The sequence below is a fragment of the Neokomagataea thailandica NBRC 106555 genome (genome assembly GCF_001598495.1).
In the GTDB taxonomy this organism is placed as follows: Bacteria; Pseudomonadota; Alphaproteobacteria; order Acetobacterales; family Acetobacteraceae; genus Gluconobacter; species Gluconobacter thailandicus_A.
In genome coordinates this window covers 207,374-223,644 of sequence record NZ_BCZB01000001.1, presented here as the reverse complement: position 1 = coordinate 223,644, position 16,271 = coordinate 207,374, and the positions used below count along the sequence as shown (strand labels likewise).

At 52.8% G+C, this 16,271-nt stretch carries 13 protein-coding genes; 5 read left to right on the top strand and 8 right to left on the bottom strand.

Annotated features, from left to right (window positions below; all coding sequences use genetic code 11):
- Positions 1-49 precede the first annotated feature (49 nt).
- Positions 50-532: a peptidoglycan-binding protein LysM gene (locus tag NTH01S_RS00960; RefSeq protein WP_068167921.1), complete on the bottom strand. Its 483-nt coding sequence runs from the start codon at positions 530-532 to the stop codon at positions 50-52.
- A gap of 344 nt (positions 533-876) precedes the next feature.
- Here NTH01S_RS00960 and rpsD point away from each other — a divergent pair, with 344 nt between their 5' ends.
- Together rpsD and prfC are read left to right on the top strand one after the other, a co-directional pair.
- On the top strand, positions 877-1,494 hold the full coding sequence (rpsD, locus tag NTH01S_RS00955) for a 30S ribosomal protein S4 (protein ID WP_068167917.1): 618 nt from the start codon (positions 877-879) through the stop codon (positions 1,492-1,494).
- A gap of 135 nt (positions 1,495-1,629) precedes the next feature.
- On the top strand, positions 1,630-3,180 hold the full coding sequence (prfC, locus tag NTH01S_RS00950; RefSeq protein ID WP_068167913.1) for a peptide chain release factor 3: 1,551 nt from the start codon (positions 1,630-1,632) through the stop codon (positions 3,178-3,180).
- Positions 3,181-3,241: 61 nt separating this feature from the next.
- On the opposite strand, the gene NTH01S_RS00945 is transcribed toward prfC, so the two are convergent.
- Positions 3,242-5,458, bottom strand: coding sequence for a TonB-dependent siderophore receptor (locus NTH01S_RS00945; protein ID WP_068167896.1), 2,217 nt, complete (start codon positions 5,456-5,458; stop codon positions 3,242-3,244).
- Positions 5,459-5,710: 252 nt separating this feature from the next.
- Here NTH01S_RS00945 and NTH01S_RS00940 point away from each other — a divergent pair, with 252 nt between their 5' ends.
- Complete coding sequence (locus tag NTH01S_RS00940; RefSeq protein ID WP_218015966.1) at positions 5,711-7,849, top strand: TonB-dependent receptor; 2,139 nt, start codon at positions 5,711-5,713, stop codon at positions 7,847-7,849.
- A 75-nt stretch (positions 7,850-7,924) separates the two neighbouring features.
- Here the strand turns inward: NTH01S_RS00940 and NTH01S_RS00935 are convergent, their stop codons facing one another.
- From NTH01S_RS00935 to NTH01S_RS00910, 6 genes are all read right to left on the bottom strand, one after another.
- The gene (locus NTH01S_RS00935) at positions 7,925-8,830 is read right to left on the bottom strand and encodes a S1/P1 nuclease (RefSeq protein WP_245642024.1); all 906 of its coding nucleotides are present in this window, start codon (positions 8,828-8,830) and stop codon (positions 7,925-7,927) included.
- Positions 8,831-8,870: 40 nt separating this feature from the next.
- Positions 8,871-9,836, bottom strand: a complete 966-nt coding sequence (locus tag NTH01S_RS00930) for a ribokinase (RefSeq protein ID WP_245642023.1) — start codon at positions 9,834-9,836, stop codon at positions 8,871-8,873.
- A 729-nt stretch (positions 9,837-10,565) separates the two neighbouring features.
- On the bottom strand, positions 10,566-11,648 hold the full coding sequence (gene mnmA / locus NTH01S_RS00925) for a tRNA 2-thiouridine(34) synthase MnmA (RefSeq protein WP_068167880.1): 1,083 nt from the start codon (positions 11,646-11,648) through the stop codon (positions 10,566-10,568).
- A gap of 5 nt (positions 11,649-11,653) precedes the next feature.
- Complete coding sequence (locus tag NTH01S_RS00920; protein WP_068167878.1) at positions 11,654-11,968, bottom strand: ferredoxin family 2Fe-2S iron-sulfur cluster binding protein; 315 nt, start codon at positions 11,966-11,968, stop codon at positions 11,654-11,656.
- 31 nt (positions 11,969-11,999) lie between these two features.
- Entirely contained in the window at positions 12,000-13,133 is a 1,134-nt protein-coding gene (locus NTH01S_RS00915) for a cysteine desulfurase family protein (protein ID WP_068167875.1), read from the bottom strand.
- 18 nt (positions 13,134-13,151) lie between these two features.
- The gene (locus tag NTH01S_RS00910; RefSeq protein ID WP_068168145.1) at positions 13,152-14,243 is read right to left on the bottom strand and encodes a cysteine desulfurase family protein; all 1,092 of its coding nucleotides are present in this window, start codon (positions 14,241-14,243) and stop codon (positions 13,152-13,154) included.
- Between the two features lie 166 nt (positions 14,244-14,409).
- Between NTH01S_RS00910 and NTH01S_RS00905 the strand changes: the two genes are divergently transcribed.
- Together NTH01S_RS00905 and NTH01S_RS00900 are read left to right on the top strand one after the other, a co-directional pair.
- Entirely contained in the window at positions 14,410-15,075 is a 666-nt protein-coding gene (locus tag NTH01S_RS00905) for an alpha/beta hydrolase (RefSeq protein WP_068167872.1), read from the top strand.
- A 127-nt stretch (positions 15,076-15,202) separates the two neighbouring features.
- Positions 15,203-16,246 (top strand): hypothetical protein, encoded by a 1,044-nt coding sequence (locus tag NTH01S_RS00900; protein WP_068167869.1) that lies wholly within the window; start codon positions 15,203-15,205, stop codon positions 16,244-16,246.
- The last annotated feature ends 25 nt before the right edge of the window (positions 16,247-16,271 follow it).

Genomic DNA, 16,271 nt, shown 5'->3' with positions numbered 1-16,271 from the left:
GAAATGGATCAAAACATCTCACCGCCGGACCCTGTATCATGCAGTCTATTTAAGAGTGGTCCGTCGGCAAGCGAATAGTCTGCCCCGGATAAATGTCATCCTTCGCGCTGACAAGCGGAAGATTGGCTTTCAGCAGCTCATCACCCGTCACTTTCTCAGGCAAGGCCTCTGCCAGCTCATCTAAAGTGCCATTTTCCCCCACCTGAACAAATTTTGGCTCAGGCGTTCCGGGCGGCACCACAATATCCGCTTCAACCGCAGCGACACCCGCCACATTCCCAGCAGTCAGAATCATCTGATCCCGGTCTTTTGCACTCTCTGCACGACCCTTGAGAACAATCGTCCGATCATCGATGACCAAATGAGACATATGCATCTGCGCCAAGCCAAAACGCTTAAAGGCCCGTTTGATGGCACTTTCCTTCAGCTTCGGCGCCGTACCTTCTAAGGACTGGACCAGCCCTTCTAATGCACCTTCCGCAATACGACCGGCCTTTGAATTAAAACGATAGGTTTTCTTCTGCGAACTCATAATCAACAACTCTTCACAGATACAGACTCCGGGCACTCCAGAGCACTTGTCCTTACATAGCCTACCCTATCCAAACGCCCGTGTGTGTTTTTTACGCGCCTCCCCCGCAGGATTCGCTACACTATTAATTGACTCCAGCCGCTAGCCACGCTAATGCGCGACCCCATTGCCGGGAACGTGGACGAACCGGCTGCTCCTTCACATGACACAGGGCACTGCACCCGGTCTGGAGCGGCTCATGGTTTCGCGCCCGTCTGACCCAATTCGGGGGAGGACCTACCGGCGCAACAAAACGATCTGCCACGCAGCTTTGGGCAGGTCTGACGCGAACAAGGGATCAACCCATGTCAAAGCGCCTCGAGAGCAAGTACAAGATTAACCGCCGCCTCGGCGTCAACCTGTGGGGCCGCGCCAAGTCTCCGGTTAACCGTCGTGAATACGGCCCGGGTCAGCACGGTCAACGCCGCAAGTCCAAGCCATCTGACTTCTCCATCCAGCTGATGGCTAAGCAGAAGCTGAAGGGTTACTACGGTAACATCAGCGAAAAGCAATTCCGTAAGTACTATGACGAAGCCGTTCGTCGTAAGGGCGATACGTCAGAGAACCTGATCGGTCTGCTCGAGCGTCGTCTGGATGCGGTTGTATACCGCCTGAAGTTCGCGATCACACCGTTCGCTGCACGTCAGTTCATCAACCACGGTCACATCACAGTTAACGGCAAGCGCGTTAACATCCCATCCTACCTCGTGAAGGAAGGTGACGTGATCGAAGTGCGCGAGAAGTCCAAGCAACTCGCAATCGTTCTTGACGCTGTTCAAACAGCTGAGCGTGACGCACCAGAATACGTTGAAGTCGATCACCGCCAGATGAAGGGTTCCTTCCTGCGCGTTCCGGCTCTGTCCGACGTACCATACCCGGTCCAAATGGAACCAAACCTGGTGGTCGAGTTCTACTCCCGCTAAGTTTCGGCTCTCTTTCCAGCCTTCGGGCTGGATCGACCGATATATACGACCGGAAACGCCGGGCGGGTTCCCCCGTCCGGCGTTTTTGTTTCATACCTTCCCTATCTTCCCTATTACTTGCCTTCCGGAGAGACCATGTCCGAAGCCCTCAGCGCTGACATCAACCGCGAGATTGCCCGTCGCCGGACCTTCGCGATCATCTCTCACCCGGATGCTGGTAAAACGACCCTGACCGAGCGCATCCTACGCGCCGGTGGCGCAATCCAACTTGCCGGCAACGTCCGTGCCAAAGGCGAACGCCGCCGCACCAAATCTGACTGGATGGGCATTGAGCGGGACCGTGGGATTTCCGTCGTGACCTCCGTCATGACCTTCGAATACGGAGATTGCGTCTTCAACCTGCTCGACACTCCGGGCCATGAAGACTTCTCTGAAGATACCTACCGTACCCTCACCGCCGTTGACTGCGCCGTCATGGTGATCGATGCCGCAAAAGGTATTGAAGCCCGTACCCGCAAATTGTTCGAGATTTGCCGCCTGCGTGATATCCCCATCATCACCTTCATCAATAAGATGGACCGTGAAGCCCAAGATTGCTTCACCCTACTTGACGAAATCGCCAGCACACTCGCGCTCGACACATCACCCGCCACGTGGCCCATCGGCCGCGCTGCAACCTTCACAGGTACGTTCGACCTCCGCACCCGCAAAATGACCACGAAGGTCGAACTAGACGACAGCGACCCGCGCCTTGAGCAAATGCGCGAAGACCTTGAACTCGCTGAAGCCGCTCTCCCAGAATTTGACCAGGAATCTTTCGACGCAGGCCACCTAACCCCCGTCTTCTTCGGCTCTGCCATGAAAGAAATCGGCGTCACCGATTTGCTGGATGCCCTCGTTGCATACGGCCCATCTCCCCGCGCACAACCTACAGATTCCCGCGAAGTCCGCGCTGATGAAACCAACGTCACGGCCCTAATTTTCAAAATCCAAGCGAATATGGACCCCAATCACCGGGACCGTATGGCCTTCGCACGTGTCTGCTCTGGCCGCCTCACACGCGGTATGCGCCTCAAACACGTCCGCACCGGCAAGCAGTTTGCTCTGCACACACCACAATTCTTCTTCGCACGTGACCGTCAGCTAGCCGAAGAAGCTTTTGGCGGTGACGTTGTCGGTATTCCTAACCACGGCACACTGCGTATCGGCGATACGCTGAGCGAAAGTGAAGAACTCCGTTTCACCGGTGTTCCGCACTTCGCACCAGAAATTCTACGCCGTGTCCGCCTTGATGACGCCATGAAGGCCAAAAAGCTTCGCCAAGCATTGGTCGAACTCGCAGAAGAAGGCGTTGTCCAACTCTTCCGCCCACAAGATGGCCTGCCCCCTATCGTCGGCGTGGTCGGAACCCTTCAGTTGGACGTGCTACAGTCACGCCTCAAGGCTGAGTACAGCGTCTCCATCGGGTTTGAGAGCACCCCCTTCACCATGGCCCGCTGGGTCACAGGCGATCACAACAAGCTGGACATGTTCGCGCAGACCAACCGCTCCTCCATGGCCGATGACCTTGATGGTGACCCGGTCCTTCTAGCCAGCTCGTCCTTCATGATGCGCCGCACCATTGAAATGAACCCCGACCTTGCCTTCCACGACATCAAACAAATCGGTGTCACATCCGATCAGTAACATCACAAAAAAAAGGCGGCCCATATGGAGCCGCCTTTTTCTTTGCCTCATCAATCACATTTTAGAAATTAGAGCGTAACGTCATCATATAGCTCCTTGGCGCGCCATAATAATTATAAAAACGCGTATTCCCAAGGCGTTCATAATACCGCGTATTGGACAGATTATTCACGGTTCCCGTCATCGCCAAATATCGGTTCCATTGATAACCCACCTGCACAGACGCCACGACATAGCCCGGCTGCGTCACAAGGCGGCTATTCCCAAACGTCCCGCTTTGCGCATTAAAGCCACCGCCTACACTCCAAATATTCTTTTCTGCCCCCAGATGCGGCTCAAAACGGTAATGCGTCCACAGCTTCCACAGATTACGGGGAGAGTTTGCGGCATAAACCAAGCCCGCATCCTGCGGCGTTCCATCATTGACGATATGGTTATCATTATACGTATAGCTGCCGTTAATATCCCAACCCGGCAAAGGACGGCCAATCACTTCAACTTCAGCACCCTGACTGCGTGTTTTCCCCGTAGAAGCATAACAATCGCTGGTTCCTGAGGGACCACACATCGAATTAACCGAGCTCAGATAAACACCTTCATGCTGGTTATTAATGCGGAACCCGGCAACCGAAACACTCAGAGCGTGATGGAAGAAATCACCCTTCACCCCACCTTCCAACTGCTTGCCACGAATAGGCTGCAACTGACTGCCCGCAAGGGTCCAAGCTGATTGCGGCTGGAACGTGGAAACATAGCTCACATAAAAAGAGATATTCTTCAAAACACTCCACGTCGCACCAATATACGGCAACAAAATCCCTGACTGGTCGATGCTCGTCGTCATCGGCAGCGTCACAGGCCGGCGTGTCTGGCTTTTGCTCACATATCCACTCACACGGCCACCAAACGTAATAGAGACACTCTCCACCGGCTTGATATGCGCTTGCCCGTATACACCCCACTGCGTCATCGGTTGATAACTTTGACGCGTAATCGTCGGCAGCAGAGCCGATGCTATCCCCTCCATGCCAGCGAGGGAGACATTCCGCAGCGCGGCACTCGTCGTTGACGTAAGCGTCGCACCAGAACCATTGTAAATATAACGGTCATAATTTGCGCCAAACATCAGATGATGCGTTTGCCCAAATAGACGCACTGGCCCTGTAACATACCCATCCACACCATTATTCACTTCGGAATATTTCGTGTTAGCGAGTATCGCATTACCCCGCTGCGTTGCGGCATTCCACGTTCCCAGATACGCATATTGCAGCACCGTATCCGAAGAACGATGACGTCCATTCACTAAGGCTCGCCAACCATGGGCAAATATATGCTCCCACTGCGCCGATAATTCCGTCATCGGAGCATGAGCATTGTTCAACTTGGCACCAACCCACGTTGAACGCGCATAATTCAGATCTGAACCATCCGCACCACGCGGGAGGCCCATAAAGCGCCGCGTTTCATTACTCTGAGACGCCACAGATAATGTCAGCGTATCGTTCACAGTCGGTCGAATATCCGTCACACCATAAATGGTCCAACGCCGATCACGACCATTATCATAGAAGAAACCACGATCTGTTCCTGCCACAACCAAACGCGCAGAGACATAGCGTGAACGCGCAACCGGCCCACCAATATCCAACGTTGCGTGGTTATTATTCCACGAACCGTATGAATAAGACGCATTACCCGAGAACTGATCCGTTGGGCGCTTACGTACAAAATTAACACTCCCCCCCGGAGGCGCAGAACCTTGGAAAATACCATCCGGCCCGCGCATCACCTCCAAACGATCGTAAATCGCCAAATCAAATTGCTGCGCCCAAGCTAAGCCGTTAGACGCAGACACCCCATCATATTGTGGCTGAAGCCCAAAACCGCGTGACGTAAACCCGGCCGTACCATCGCCATACAGATTAACATTCACACCCGCGACCTGCCGCAAAGCGGTATCAACCGAAAATAAATTCTGGTCCTTCATCTGCTGGCTGCTCAGCACAGAAATCGATTGCGGCACATCCCGCACGCGCATCAACATTTTATTTATGGACACCGCCGGTACCGTGTAAGTCCCAGTGCCATCCGTCTCGGCTTTTAAACGCTGCCCTAAAACCAGTAGCTGCTCTACACTTTGCGGCTCAGAAGCCGTCGCCTGCTGAGATATTTTTTTCGCTCTCGTAACCGGCACCGCATCACCAGCAAGACTCGTCAAAGGCCACAGAGCCGAAGCTGAGACCAACATCATCCATAAACCATCGTGCAACCGCATTGTGTTTTCCTCTTTCAAATAGAATGCGGCCCCTTTTATGCAAATGAGAAAAATTCTCAACAACTTTATAAATTTAATTTGAATTTTTATTGAAAGAAAAAATGTAAATAAATATGAATAATTTATGTCATTTTAATTATAAAAATATGTAATTATATAGATAACAAAAATAAATTTTCATAAAATATTAATAATATTTATTTTAATAAAATGTATTTTTAAGTAAATTCAATGTCACGAGTTCACTATAATATGTTCAAAAAAAGCTTCTCTGGCCTATCCCTCCTTTTATTTTGTACCTCGGGCCTAACCGCCATGGCGGATGACGCACACACAGAACACCTCCAAGTGCACGGCAAACGCAAAAGCGACTCCGCTCAAGCGCAAGCCCCCGGGCAAACGCCTATGACCGCTACCCAGCCTGAAACCAGCATTTCCAAGACCTACATCAAACACATTGCATCACCCCACGCAGACTACTTGTCTGTCATGCAATTCAGCCCTTCCGCCTCGAACTCCTCTCCAAACGGTCCGGGCATGTCGAGCAAAAATGCCGCCATTCGCGGCTTCCAAGACGGCCAATATAACGTCACGTTTGACGGCATTCCCTTCGCGGACCCAAGCTCTTTCTCCCACCAAACAACATCATTTTTCCCAGCTCCCGTACTGGGCAGCATGATGATTGACCGCGGTCCCGGCACGGCGTCCACTATGGGCAATGCCACTTTCGGCGGCACGATGGCTCTGAACTCGGAAGACCTGCTCGACAAGCACCTCATCACCATTAACGGTGCCTATGGCAGCGCCAACACATACCAAGCAGGCATAGACCTACAATCTGGTGCTATTGCCGCCACAAACGGCACACGTATTCTTTTCAACTACAATCACACAGCAACAGATGGCTTGCTGAAATATGCTGGGCTGCGACAGGATAATTATTTCCTCAAAATCGAACAGCCAATCTATGATTTCGCACATTTTTCCGTAGTCAGTGAACGCACCACAGTCGCATGGAACAACTACGTCCAACCCACCGTCGCAGGCACCCAAAAATACGGCTATAATTACGCCAGCCTGAACAATGACCCAACATCCCAACTCTATCGTTCCTATAACTTTAGCAACCGTTGGTCAGACTTCAGCTACGCCAAATTTGATGCTGAAAAATATGGCTTCCGCTTCGTCGATAAAGCCTACACTTATGGCTACGATGAAGCCGCAACTGCTGGCGGCAACACAAACGGGACAACCCCGAACAGCACATTACTGACATCTGGGGTACCCGGCGTTGGTTCTGGCTCCCATTACCGCCCATGGGGCAATATTGCGACGTTAGAGCGTGACTTTGGACATGGCGTCACCAACGTTACCGCCCGCGCTGGCGTATGGTACGACTACTCACGCCAAACCCAAGTTCAAGTCACAAACGACCTCTCAACCGGACAAATCAAACCCTATAAAGGCCGCTCAACGGCCCTTTCCTACAATCTTCTCGGCTATACAACATCCATCAACTCCTTCTTGGAATTTGTCTGGCGGCCGATCAAAGGTCTCTCCATTACACCGGGCTGGAAACATGTTGATTTCAAACGCAGCCTTAATGGCGTGTCCAGCGGTAGCACTCTAAACTCCACCCGCTCTTATGCGGTCGATCTCGGGTCAGCAGCGCTGAATTATCAGTTCAACCAACACTGGGCTTATTATGCTCAATGGGCGATGGGCTTCCAAGCACCACCATCCAATGTGCAGCGTGGCCCCGGCGCACAATTCAATACCCTGTCCCCACAACAAACCATCAATTACCAAACGGGTATTATCTTTAAATCTGATCGATTTGTCGCTGATATCGATGGATATTATATTAACTTCCGTAACAAAATCAGTGCCTTTGCCCTCCCCGTCGGGCCAGGCGGAAGCTACGTTACCGTTTACGGCAACCAAGGCGGCGTCATCTATAAAGGCTTTGAAGCCGAAGCCACTCTCCGCGCAGGCTATGGCTTTAGCGTAACAGCCAACGCTTCCATCAATAGCGCCGCAGATAAAACAAGCGGCATGCAGGTTGCCAACGCTCCATCCAGCACGGCTTTTTTTGGCGTACTTTATGACCGCGATGCCCTGTACGGGTCTTTCCTCACAAAATATGTGGGCCACCGCTTCGCTGGCGCAGGACAGTTGCCAAGTGGTGCGAACTACACACGCCTTCCCGCTTATTCCTCAACGGACCTCACGCTCGGTTACCGCTTCGGCAGCAAATACCGCGTACAATTCCAAGTGGCTAATATCTTCGATAACCGCACCATTACCGAAGGCAACGGCAGCGCAACCCTGCCAACTTATTACTACCTACCACCACGTAATTATTACGGATCTTTCTCTGCATCATTCTAAACCACACAAAAAGGCAACGCTTTCAAGCGTTGCCTTTCCCCGGCCCTAATATCCCCCCATACGGGCAGACGGATATTATTGTCCCAAAGACTGATTCAAAACAGCCGCCAAGCGCACTCCTGCTTGCTCCAAACGCAACTGAATCAACGGCCACGCCACAGCGGTATACGCATCCCCCAAATCTGGGTGTTGCTGCGAGGGCAATGCACCATAAACAACGCTCCGCGCCAACTCATGGCTTTCATCTACCCAGTCAACAACAGCACGATAAGGCGCCCCAGAAGCTGCCAAATCCTGCGTCCAGTAACGCGTTTCTTCAGGTGTAATCTGCGCCGATAAATGCTCAGCAGCCGCCTTCGCCACCGCATAATCAATCGAATAATGCGGACCAATGACCAAGTGATCCTGACGGTTCAGAATACCATCATCCCACAACGCATGCAGGTTCATATGCCCACGCGCAGAATCACCATAATACGTCAGGCGCACCGTATTGCCCCCCATATCATGATCACGCTCTGCCGCATGCAGAGGCTGATGCAAATCCCCCACCAAATGCACCACCCATTTCAACGCCTCTAACCGTTCTTGAGACGGTGCATGAACATCTCCCAGTACTTTAATCTCTTCTGGCAAACGCTCCACAACACAATTTGTGTCGACACAATCCCGCATACGCTCATAGGCAGGGTTCACAATATCGGTGTCCACATAGTGCCATTTCAACGTCTCTGGCCGCCCCCCTTGCGCACGCGGAAGATGCGCCATCGTATCTGGCCATGAGGCAACTTGATCGAGAGACTGATGCCCCTCCAACGCTAAAAGCTGATGCACCACCGCTTCCGCCTTTGGCGTTAAACGCTCTTGGGCAATATCTGCCACCATCGCGTGCCCATAGGGCCCCCACGCATAAGCCGATGTCGAAACACTCATACCCAGCGCCATAAAGACGGCACCCTTAAGCCAATGCTGCATCATCATTATTCTAACCCTATAAAAGCTACCTGAAGGCCCTACGCCCTTAACGAGCGCCTTGCTGTTCAACCAACGCACAAACCTCCGCATAATGCGGCGCTGCATCGGCCGCTCCATTACGCGTCGTCGCTAAAGCACCACAAGCGGCCGCAAAACATACTGCATCTTGAAAGGACGTCTTCTGCGCCAATGCAAAAGCCAACCCCGCGTTAAAGCTATCACCCGCAGCAACCGTATCAATCGCATCAACACGGAAAGGCTTACAAAACCCTTCCTCATCGCCATCACGCCAAAACACACCACGGCTACCCATCTTCACCAATACCCGGCGCACACCTTTTGCCTGCAAAATTCGCGCTGCTTCAGAAGCTTCTTCCACTGTTTCTGGCGTAATACCCGTTAAAAGACCCGTCTCGGTTTCATTGGGCGTAATAATATCCGCCACCCGTAACACATCACCCGACAAACCACCCTCCGGTACAGGTGCAGGGTCCAACACCACAACGCCGCCAGCAGCTTTCACACGTTGCGCCGCCGCAATCACAGCAACCTCCGGAACCTCAAGCTGCAACAGAAGAACGGCGGCCTCTTTTAACCAAGTATCGGCGACAACAACATCCGTCGCATCAACGGCCATATTCGCACCACCAATGACAGTAATGCTGTTTTCACCCGTTCCAGCATCAATTCCAATTAGCGCCACACCCGTTGCATGGTCAGCATCATCCCGTAAGGGACGCAATTCAACCCCAAAACGCGCCAATTCCTGCCGAGCACGCGCCCCAAAATCATCACGGCCAACGCGCCCCACCAGCGCCACACGCACAGCGCCAGAAGCCGCTAAACGTCCCGCAGCCGCCGCTTGGTTACTCCCCTTCCCCCCAAGCATGATGCCATAGCTCTCACCATGCACCGTCTCTCCCGGACGCGGCAAGCGTCGCGCCCGTGCCGTCACATCAATGTTAACACTTCCAAACGAAACAATAAGTGGTGTGACGACAGAATGAGACACGATAACCCGCTCCACTAAAGAAAACGCGCCAGCCATAGCACCAACATACCGCTCACGTCAGGGCCATGTCCCCTCACACATGCCATAGAGCGGGATGGAAAGGCCATTCACGTCTTCGATGATGAGATCACAACACTTCCAAAGAGCTACCCTCAAAGCCTGAGCCAAAATAAATAGAGAATAGTATAAAATTTTTTCATACCCCAGTCGTTGGATATGGTTCTGAAGTCATCGAAAATACACTTAGAACATCATGTTATATCATCTCTATAATCTACAGAATCCTCAGAAAATTACTCATAACACTTTTGGCGCAGCCTCTCAGAGCATCTAAAAATTTTCTTTATTATTTCTATAGCACGCGTCGGTAGACGGAAAATACGGCAATAGATAAGTTATCTATCCCCATATTTTTAATACCAAAAGCAAACGCCAGAAGCACCAACCCAATCAATACCCCCATACGTAATGCGAGCATTTCCTCAAATATATCCGCGCACCTAACACCATACATGACCAATGACATCGACGACGCCCGCAAAACTTGGCCGCACACGCAAAACCAATCTCGTTCTTGATCCCCATGAACACTAATATATCGCTGCCAAATCGTGACTTACAAAGCAGCTCTTATCAAAGATCACTCACAAAGAAGGCGACCGACACGCAGCACAAAAAAGGGGACAGTTTCCTGTCCCCCTTTCCTAGCAACCATCAAAAGCAACACACTCAGGCAGAACCCAAAATAAAGCCACCGCCCAAAACGCGCGTTCCATCATACAAAACACAGGCCTGACCGGGTGCCGGCGTTGCCCCTGCGGTCAACTCAACGCGCGCACCACCATCAGCCAATGGCACGACAAGTGCCTCACGCAATTCTTCACGCGCACGGATCTGCACACCACACCGCACACCTTCCGGTATTGGGTTGCACAGCCAGTTCATGTCCCGCAGATGAATAACTTTCCGGGCCTCAGCACTCTGCACTGAAGCACGCGGGCCCACGACGATACGGCGACTGGACACATCAATTTTGGTCACCATCTGGCGCTCACCAACAGCTGTGTGAATATCACCCAACCGCTTGCTCTGCCCTACCGTGTACCGCGCGACACCTTCATGCTGACCAAGCACCTGCCCAGCTTCATCCACGATCTCTCCCGGACCACGAATTTCAGGACGCAGCTTTTCAACAATCTCAGCGTAAGAACCATTTGGTACGAAGCAAATATCTTGGCTGTCCGGCTTATCCGCAATCTGCAAGCCAAACTCTTCCGCCATCTTACGCACCTGCGCCTTATCCGGCACATCACCTAACGGGAAACGCAGATACTCTAGCTGCTCACGTGTCGTCGCAAACAAGAACCAGCTTTGATCACGGTCACTATCGATCGGACGGTGCATTTGCGCCCCGTCCTCTCCTTCAACGCGGCGGACATAATGCCCCGTTGCCATCGCTTCACAACCGAGGTCACGCGCCATGCCCAGCAGATCCGTGAACTTCACGCCCTGATTACAAGCGACACACGGCACAGGCGTTTCCCCGCGCGCATATGACGAAGCAAAACTATCAATCACACTGTCACGGAAGCGGTTTTCCGCATCAATCACATAATGCGGAAAGCCCAAACGATCGGCCACAGCACGCGCATCCATGATGTCACGCCCCGCACAACAAGCTCCCGGCTTAGCTGCTTGACCATGATCATAAAGCTGAAGCGTCGCACCAATGACCTCGTGGCCCTGTTGGTGAAGAAGTGCCGCCACAACAGAACTGTCCACCCCTCCGGACATGGCAACGAGGATGCGCATCGTCTTCAGCCCTGCTTCGGAATATGAACGACAAGACCATCCAGCGCGTCTGTCATGACAATCTGGCAGCCCAAACGTGAGGTCTCTTCAAGACCGAAAGCGAGGTCGAGCATATCTTCCTCATCATCCGTCGCATCACTCAGCTTACCAGCCCATTCCGGGTCCACAATGACGTGACATGTTGCACATGCCAAAGACCCCTCACAGGCCCCTTCCAGATCAATATCGTGCTTATGCGCAACTTCCAAAACGGACAAACCGTTCGGCGCATCAACATCATGGCGCGAACCATCACGATCAATAAAGGTCATCTTAGGCATGGACGATCATCTTCCTTGTACTCAGTAAACGTCAGGACACACGTGCAACATCAACCAGAAGCGCCGCCGCACGATCAATTTCGGCGTTGGACGTAAAACGTCCAACCGAGAGACGCAAGCACCGTGATGCTTCAGCCTCCGGCAATCCCATCGCCGTCAAAACATAAGAGGGTGCCAGCTCCGCCGCTGAACAAGCAGAACCCGTCGACATGGCGATGTCGGGCAGATGAGCCATTACGTCAAGGGCTGAGACCCCTTTCGGCAGGCAGAAATTCAATCCACCGGGCAAACGCGGCACTTTTGCACCATTTAACACACTCCCCGGCAAGCCATCACGCAATTTTTGCCACAACGCATCCCGCAACTGCGCCAAACGCTCTGGCTCCACCGTCAAAGCACCACGCGCTATCCGCGCTGCCTCACCAAACCCAACGACCAACGGCGTTGGTAACGTGCCAGACCTTACCCCACGCTCCTGCCCACCACCTGACAATAGTGGCACAACCCGCGCCCGTGGCCGCCGACGCACATACAAGGCACCAACTCCTTTGGGCCCATACATTTTATGCGCTGAAACCGATGCAAGATCGACATGTTCTAACGATACTGGCAACTTCCCCGCCATCTGGGCCAAATCCGTATGAAACACCGCCCCAGCCTGACGCGCCAAAGCGGATAACGTCGGAATATCCTGCAAAACGCCCGTTTCATTATTGGCTGCCATAATACTGACTAGGGCCGTCGGCACCGACAAGGCCTTCTCCAAAGAAGCCGAATCCACCATCCCATGCCGATCGACCGGCAAGATCACAGGTTCAAAACCTTCACTTTCAAGAGATTTTACGGACTCCAAAACACATTTATGCTCGACAGCACTCGTAATAACCCGGCGCCGCTCCCCGCCCATACGCTGCACATGGCGCGCCGCACCTTTAATGGCGATGTTATTGGCTTCCGTGGCACCAGATGTAAAAACGATCTCGCGCGCCTCTGCCCCAATCAGGGCTGCCACATGCTCACGCGCCACCTCAACAGCGTGCGCTGCTTTTTGACCCGGACCATGCGTACTATGCGGATTGGCAAAATCCTGCGTGAACCACGGCAACATGGCATCCACAACCTCTGGCGCGCACGGCGTCGTCGCAAAATAATCCAGATAAATCATGCACCCATCTCCCGGCCACTACGCTTTGCGTAAACGCTGCACCATCTGTTCATACGCCGCGATGAACCCATCCACCTGCACATTTTGAACATTCCACGGCAACGACACACGAAGAGCCTGCGTGGCCCCATCATGCTCACCCATCGCCGTTAACACATGCGATGCCGCCACCTTCCCCGATGAACAGGCCGACCCTGCCGATACCGCAAACCCAGCCAAATCCAGCGTCATTAACTGTATCTGCGCACCAACGCCGTCCAAAATCACATTACTCGTGTTCGGCAAACGCGCGGCACCATACCCGGCAACCCGCGCACCTAAGCGCTGCACCGCCGCATCAATCTGTGCGCGCAAGCCATCCACGACAGACCAATCCTGCTCACGCGCAGCCGTAAAAGCCGCCGCCATCCCCATAATTGCTGGGAGCGCTTGCGTCCCCCCGCGTCGCCCACGCTCTTGCCCACCACCCGGCATCAAGGCGTCAATGGATTCTGCATCCGGCAACAACAGCGCACCGGCCCCTTTCGGCCCGCCCATTTTATGCCCCGAAAGGGCAACACTACAGCCCTCTAAACTCTGCTCTATCCGCCCGGCACTTTGCACCGCATCCACATGCAAACGCGCACCGAACTCTCGGCAGAGCGCGTGCACGTCTTCCAACGGAGAGAGCACACCCGTTTCATTATTTGCCGCCATAACACACACGAAAGCCGGGCCTGATTCCGCGAGTTTTTCCCGCAAAACAGCACAATCCAACACGCCATCACGCAGGACGGGTATAATCTCCGCCCCGGGCACAACGCGGCGGATCGCATCATGCTCCGTTGCGCCAATCAAGACACGCCGCCCCGCGCCATAAGCGTGCAACGCCAACGCGTTCGCCTCCGTCCCGCCAGACGTAAACACACATTGATCCGGGTCTCGCCCAAATCCGTGCCCGAAAACAGAGCGCGCCTCTTCCAGCGCACGGCGCACCGCACGGCCAAATGCATGCACCGATGACGGATTACCAACGAGGTCCAACGCTGCAATCACAGCCTCACGCGCTTCAGGCCGCAATGGCTCCGTTGCGTTCGCATCAAGATACGTTTGGGCAGATAAAAAAGTCATAAACACCACATCGGATTGAACGAAGATTTACGCAAGTTTCGGATTGACGATTCGTGAATTTAAGGCAACGTGTCGATTTTGGTGGAAATCTTTGCGCTTGAGTCGATATACAATCGCACATCGGAAGGCAGGGCCGTAATCCTGCCGGACACAGTGTGAGAGAAATATGCCCGAAGTGATGTTCGCTGGCCCAGATGGCCGGCTTGAGGGACGTTATCACCACTCTAGCGAACCTAACGCTCCCCTCGCCCTGGTGCTGCACCCCCACCCCCTGCACGGTGGCACCATGAATAACCGCATCACCTACACAATGTATCGCCATTTCGAGAAAATGGGTTTCTCAGTGATGCGGTATAACTCGCGCGGTGTTGGCCGTTCACAAGGCCGCTATGATGGCGGCATAGGCGAGATTTCAGATGCAGCCGCTGCGCTGGACTGGATGCAAATGGTGAACCCAAATTCAACCGAACTTTGGATCGCCGGATACTCCTTTGGTGCGTTCGTCGGCATGCAGTTGCTCATGCGCCGCCCTGAAATCAGTGGTTGGATCAGCGTAGCGCCTCCAGCCAATGATTATGATTTCGGCTTTTTGGCACCATGCCCCTGCGGCGGTCTTATGATCGCTGGCGGAAAAGACGAAATGGCACCAGAATCCGGCATCCACAAACTTGTGGACAAGCTTAATACGCAGAAAAATGTATCCGTCGATTATCGTATCTTCGATGATGCCGACCACATTTTTGCAAACCAAGCAGACCAAGTCGGCGCAGCGCTTGAAGACCACGTCACCACCATGCGTGGCCGCAAAGCCCTCGCCCTCGCGGCAGACTAACAATAAACCCGCCGCAGCACCCAATAACTGCGGCGGGTTTATCTCAAATACAATAAAATAATCACTTTAAAATACAGAAAACATCGCTAATATCACAGCATTATAAAATGCACTGTGAGACTCTATTGTGCCACTACATTTTCACCCACATGATGATATTCAAGGTACCCATTGGGTCTCCTACGGGCCACCACGTATCGTGCAAGCAAAGCGCGCAGATACAGGAGATTGGCACTTTGGTGATATGACACTTTCAGAACAGGAGCTTTTGTCAGCACTTCCAAAGTTTTCGCCCAAAAAACTTACAGAATTCACTCTTACTCATGATGGCTGGAAAAGTGCGAAATTCAAATCATTTCGCCCATTAATCTATTTTTGTGCTTTCCACGACCCCACCATTCTCGAGTGCGTATGCATCGCCGTTAACTCTCTCGTCACATTCGGAAAATGGCAATACGATATCGCCATTCTGACCAGCCCAGATACCGTCGAAACACTACAAGAATCCTTATCATCCCTCGACGTTCCCGGCACGCTCACCATCATCCCCGTTCCCAACACCCACGACAAACTCGACTGGTGCTTGTCACGTTATAATTTTGCCTTATCTGACATGTTCCAACATGCCAGCCCTATCCTTTATTGTGATGCTGACATTGTCTGTGACCACCCCTTGGATGACATCCTGCCCCTACTTGTCACCTCCCCCTTCGTGCATGCCTGCCCAGAAGGACGCTTAGATGAAGGTTCTTTACAATCCGAAGGGCACTGGTTTGGCTGGCGCCTCCTCTCGGGAGACAATGTTCCCTTTGATCCATTCAGCAGAGGTTTTTCCTCGGGAATTCTTGGATTTGCCGATGCCCGTAGCGTCCAAGACGTCTTTCCACTGATCCGCCAAGCAGCCTACGGCTGGATGGAAACATTCGGTGGGAGAGAAACATTACCCAGCTTTGACCAGCGTTTTGCCAATTATGTTCTACGCAAAATGAATATGAGCAGCTTAGACATCATCCCTCAGAAGGTTTCTCTCTTCCGTATCCCACCAGAAGGACAACCTTACCCCTCCGTACAGCAGCGCAGGGGTATTGTTCATTTTCTAGGCGCCTCTACAGTCAAAAAATTAGCATCTATGCAAGCCTATGTTTCTGCCCTCAAAGAGAGAGGCGTTTAAAACGCCCTTCTCCTTCCCCCGAGTG

Bases quoted from the DNA above. Each gene is read 5' to 3' on its own strand.
- NTH01S_RS00960 (WP_068167921.1), bottom strand. From the start codon at position 532: ATGAGTTCGCAGAAGAAAACCTATCGTTTTAATTCAAAGGCCGGTCGT.
- rpsD (WP_068167917.1), top strand. From the start codon at position 877: ATGTCAAAGCGCCTCGAGAGCAAGTACAAGATTAACCGCCGCCTCGGC.
- prfC (WP_068167913.1), top strand. From the start codon at position 1,630: ATGTCCGAAGCCCTCAGCGCTGACATCAACCGCGAGATTGCCCGTCGC.
- NTH01S_RS00945 (WP_068167896.1), bottom strand. From the start codon at position 5,458: ATGCGGTTGCACGATGGTTTATGGATGATGTTGGTCTCAGCTTCGGCT.
- NTH01S_RS00940 (WP_218015966.1), top strand. From the start codon at position 5,711: ATGTTCAAAAAAAGCTTCTCTGGCCTATCCCTCCTTTTATTTTGTACC.
- NTH01S_RS00935 (WP_245642024.1), bottom strand. From the start codon at position 8,830: ATGATGATGCAGCATTGGCTTAAGGGTGCCGTCTTTATGGCGCTGGGT.
- mnmA (WP_068167880.1), bottom strand. From the start codon at position 11,648: ATGCGCATCCTCGTTGCCATGTCCGGAGGGGTGGACAGTTCTGTTGTG.
- NTH01S_RS00920 (WP_068167878.1), bottom strand. From the start codon at position 11,968: ATGCCTAAGATGACCTTTATTGATCGTGATGGTTCGCGCCATGATGTT.
- NTH01S_RS00915 (WP_068167875.1), bottom strand. From the start codon at position 13,133: ATGATTTATCTGGATTATTTTGCGACGACGCCGTGCGCGCCAGAGGTT.
- NTH01S_RS00910 (WP_068168145.1), bottom strand. From the start codon at position 14,243: ATGACTTTTTTATCTGCCCAAACGTATCTTGATGCGAACGCAACGGAG.
- NTH01S_RS00905 (WP_068167872.1), top strand. From the start codon at position 14,410: ATGCCCGAAGTGATGTTCGCTGGCCCAGATGGCCGGCTTGAGGGACGT.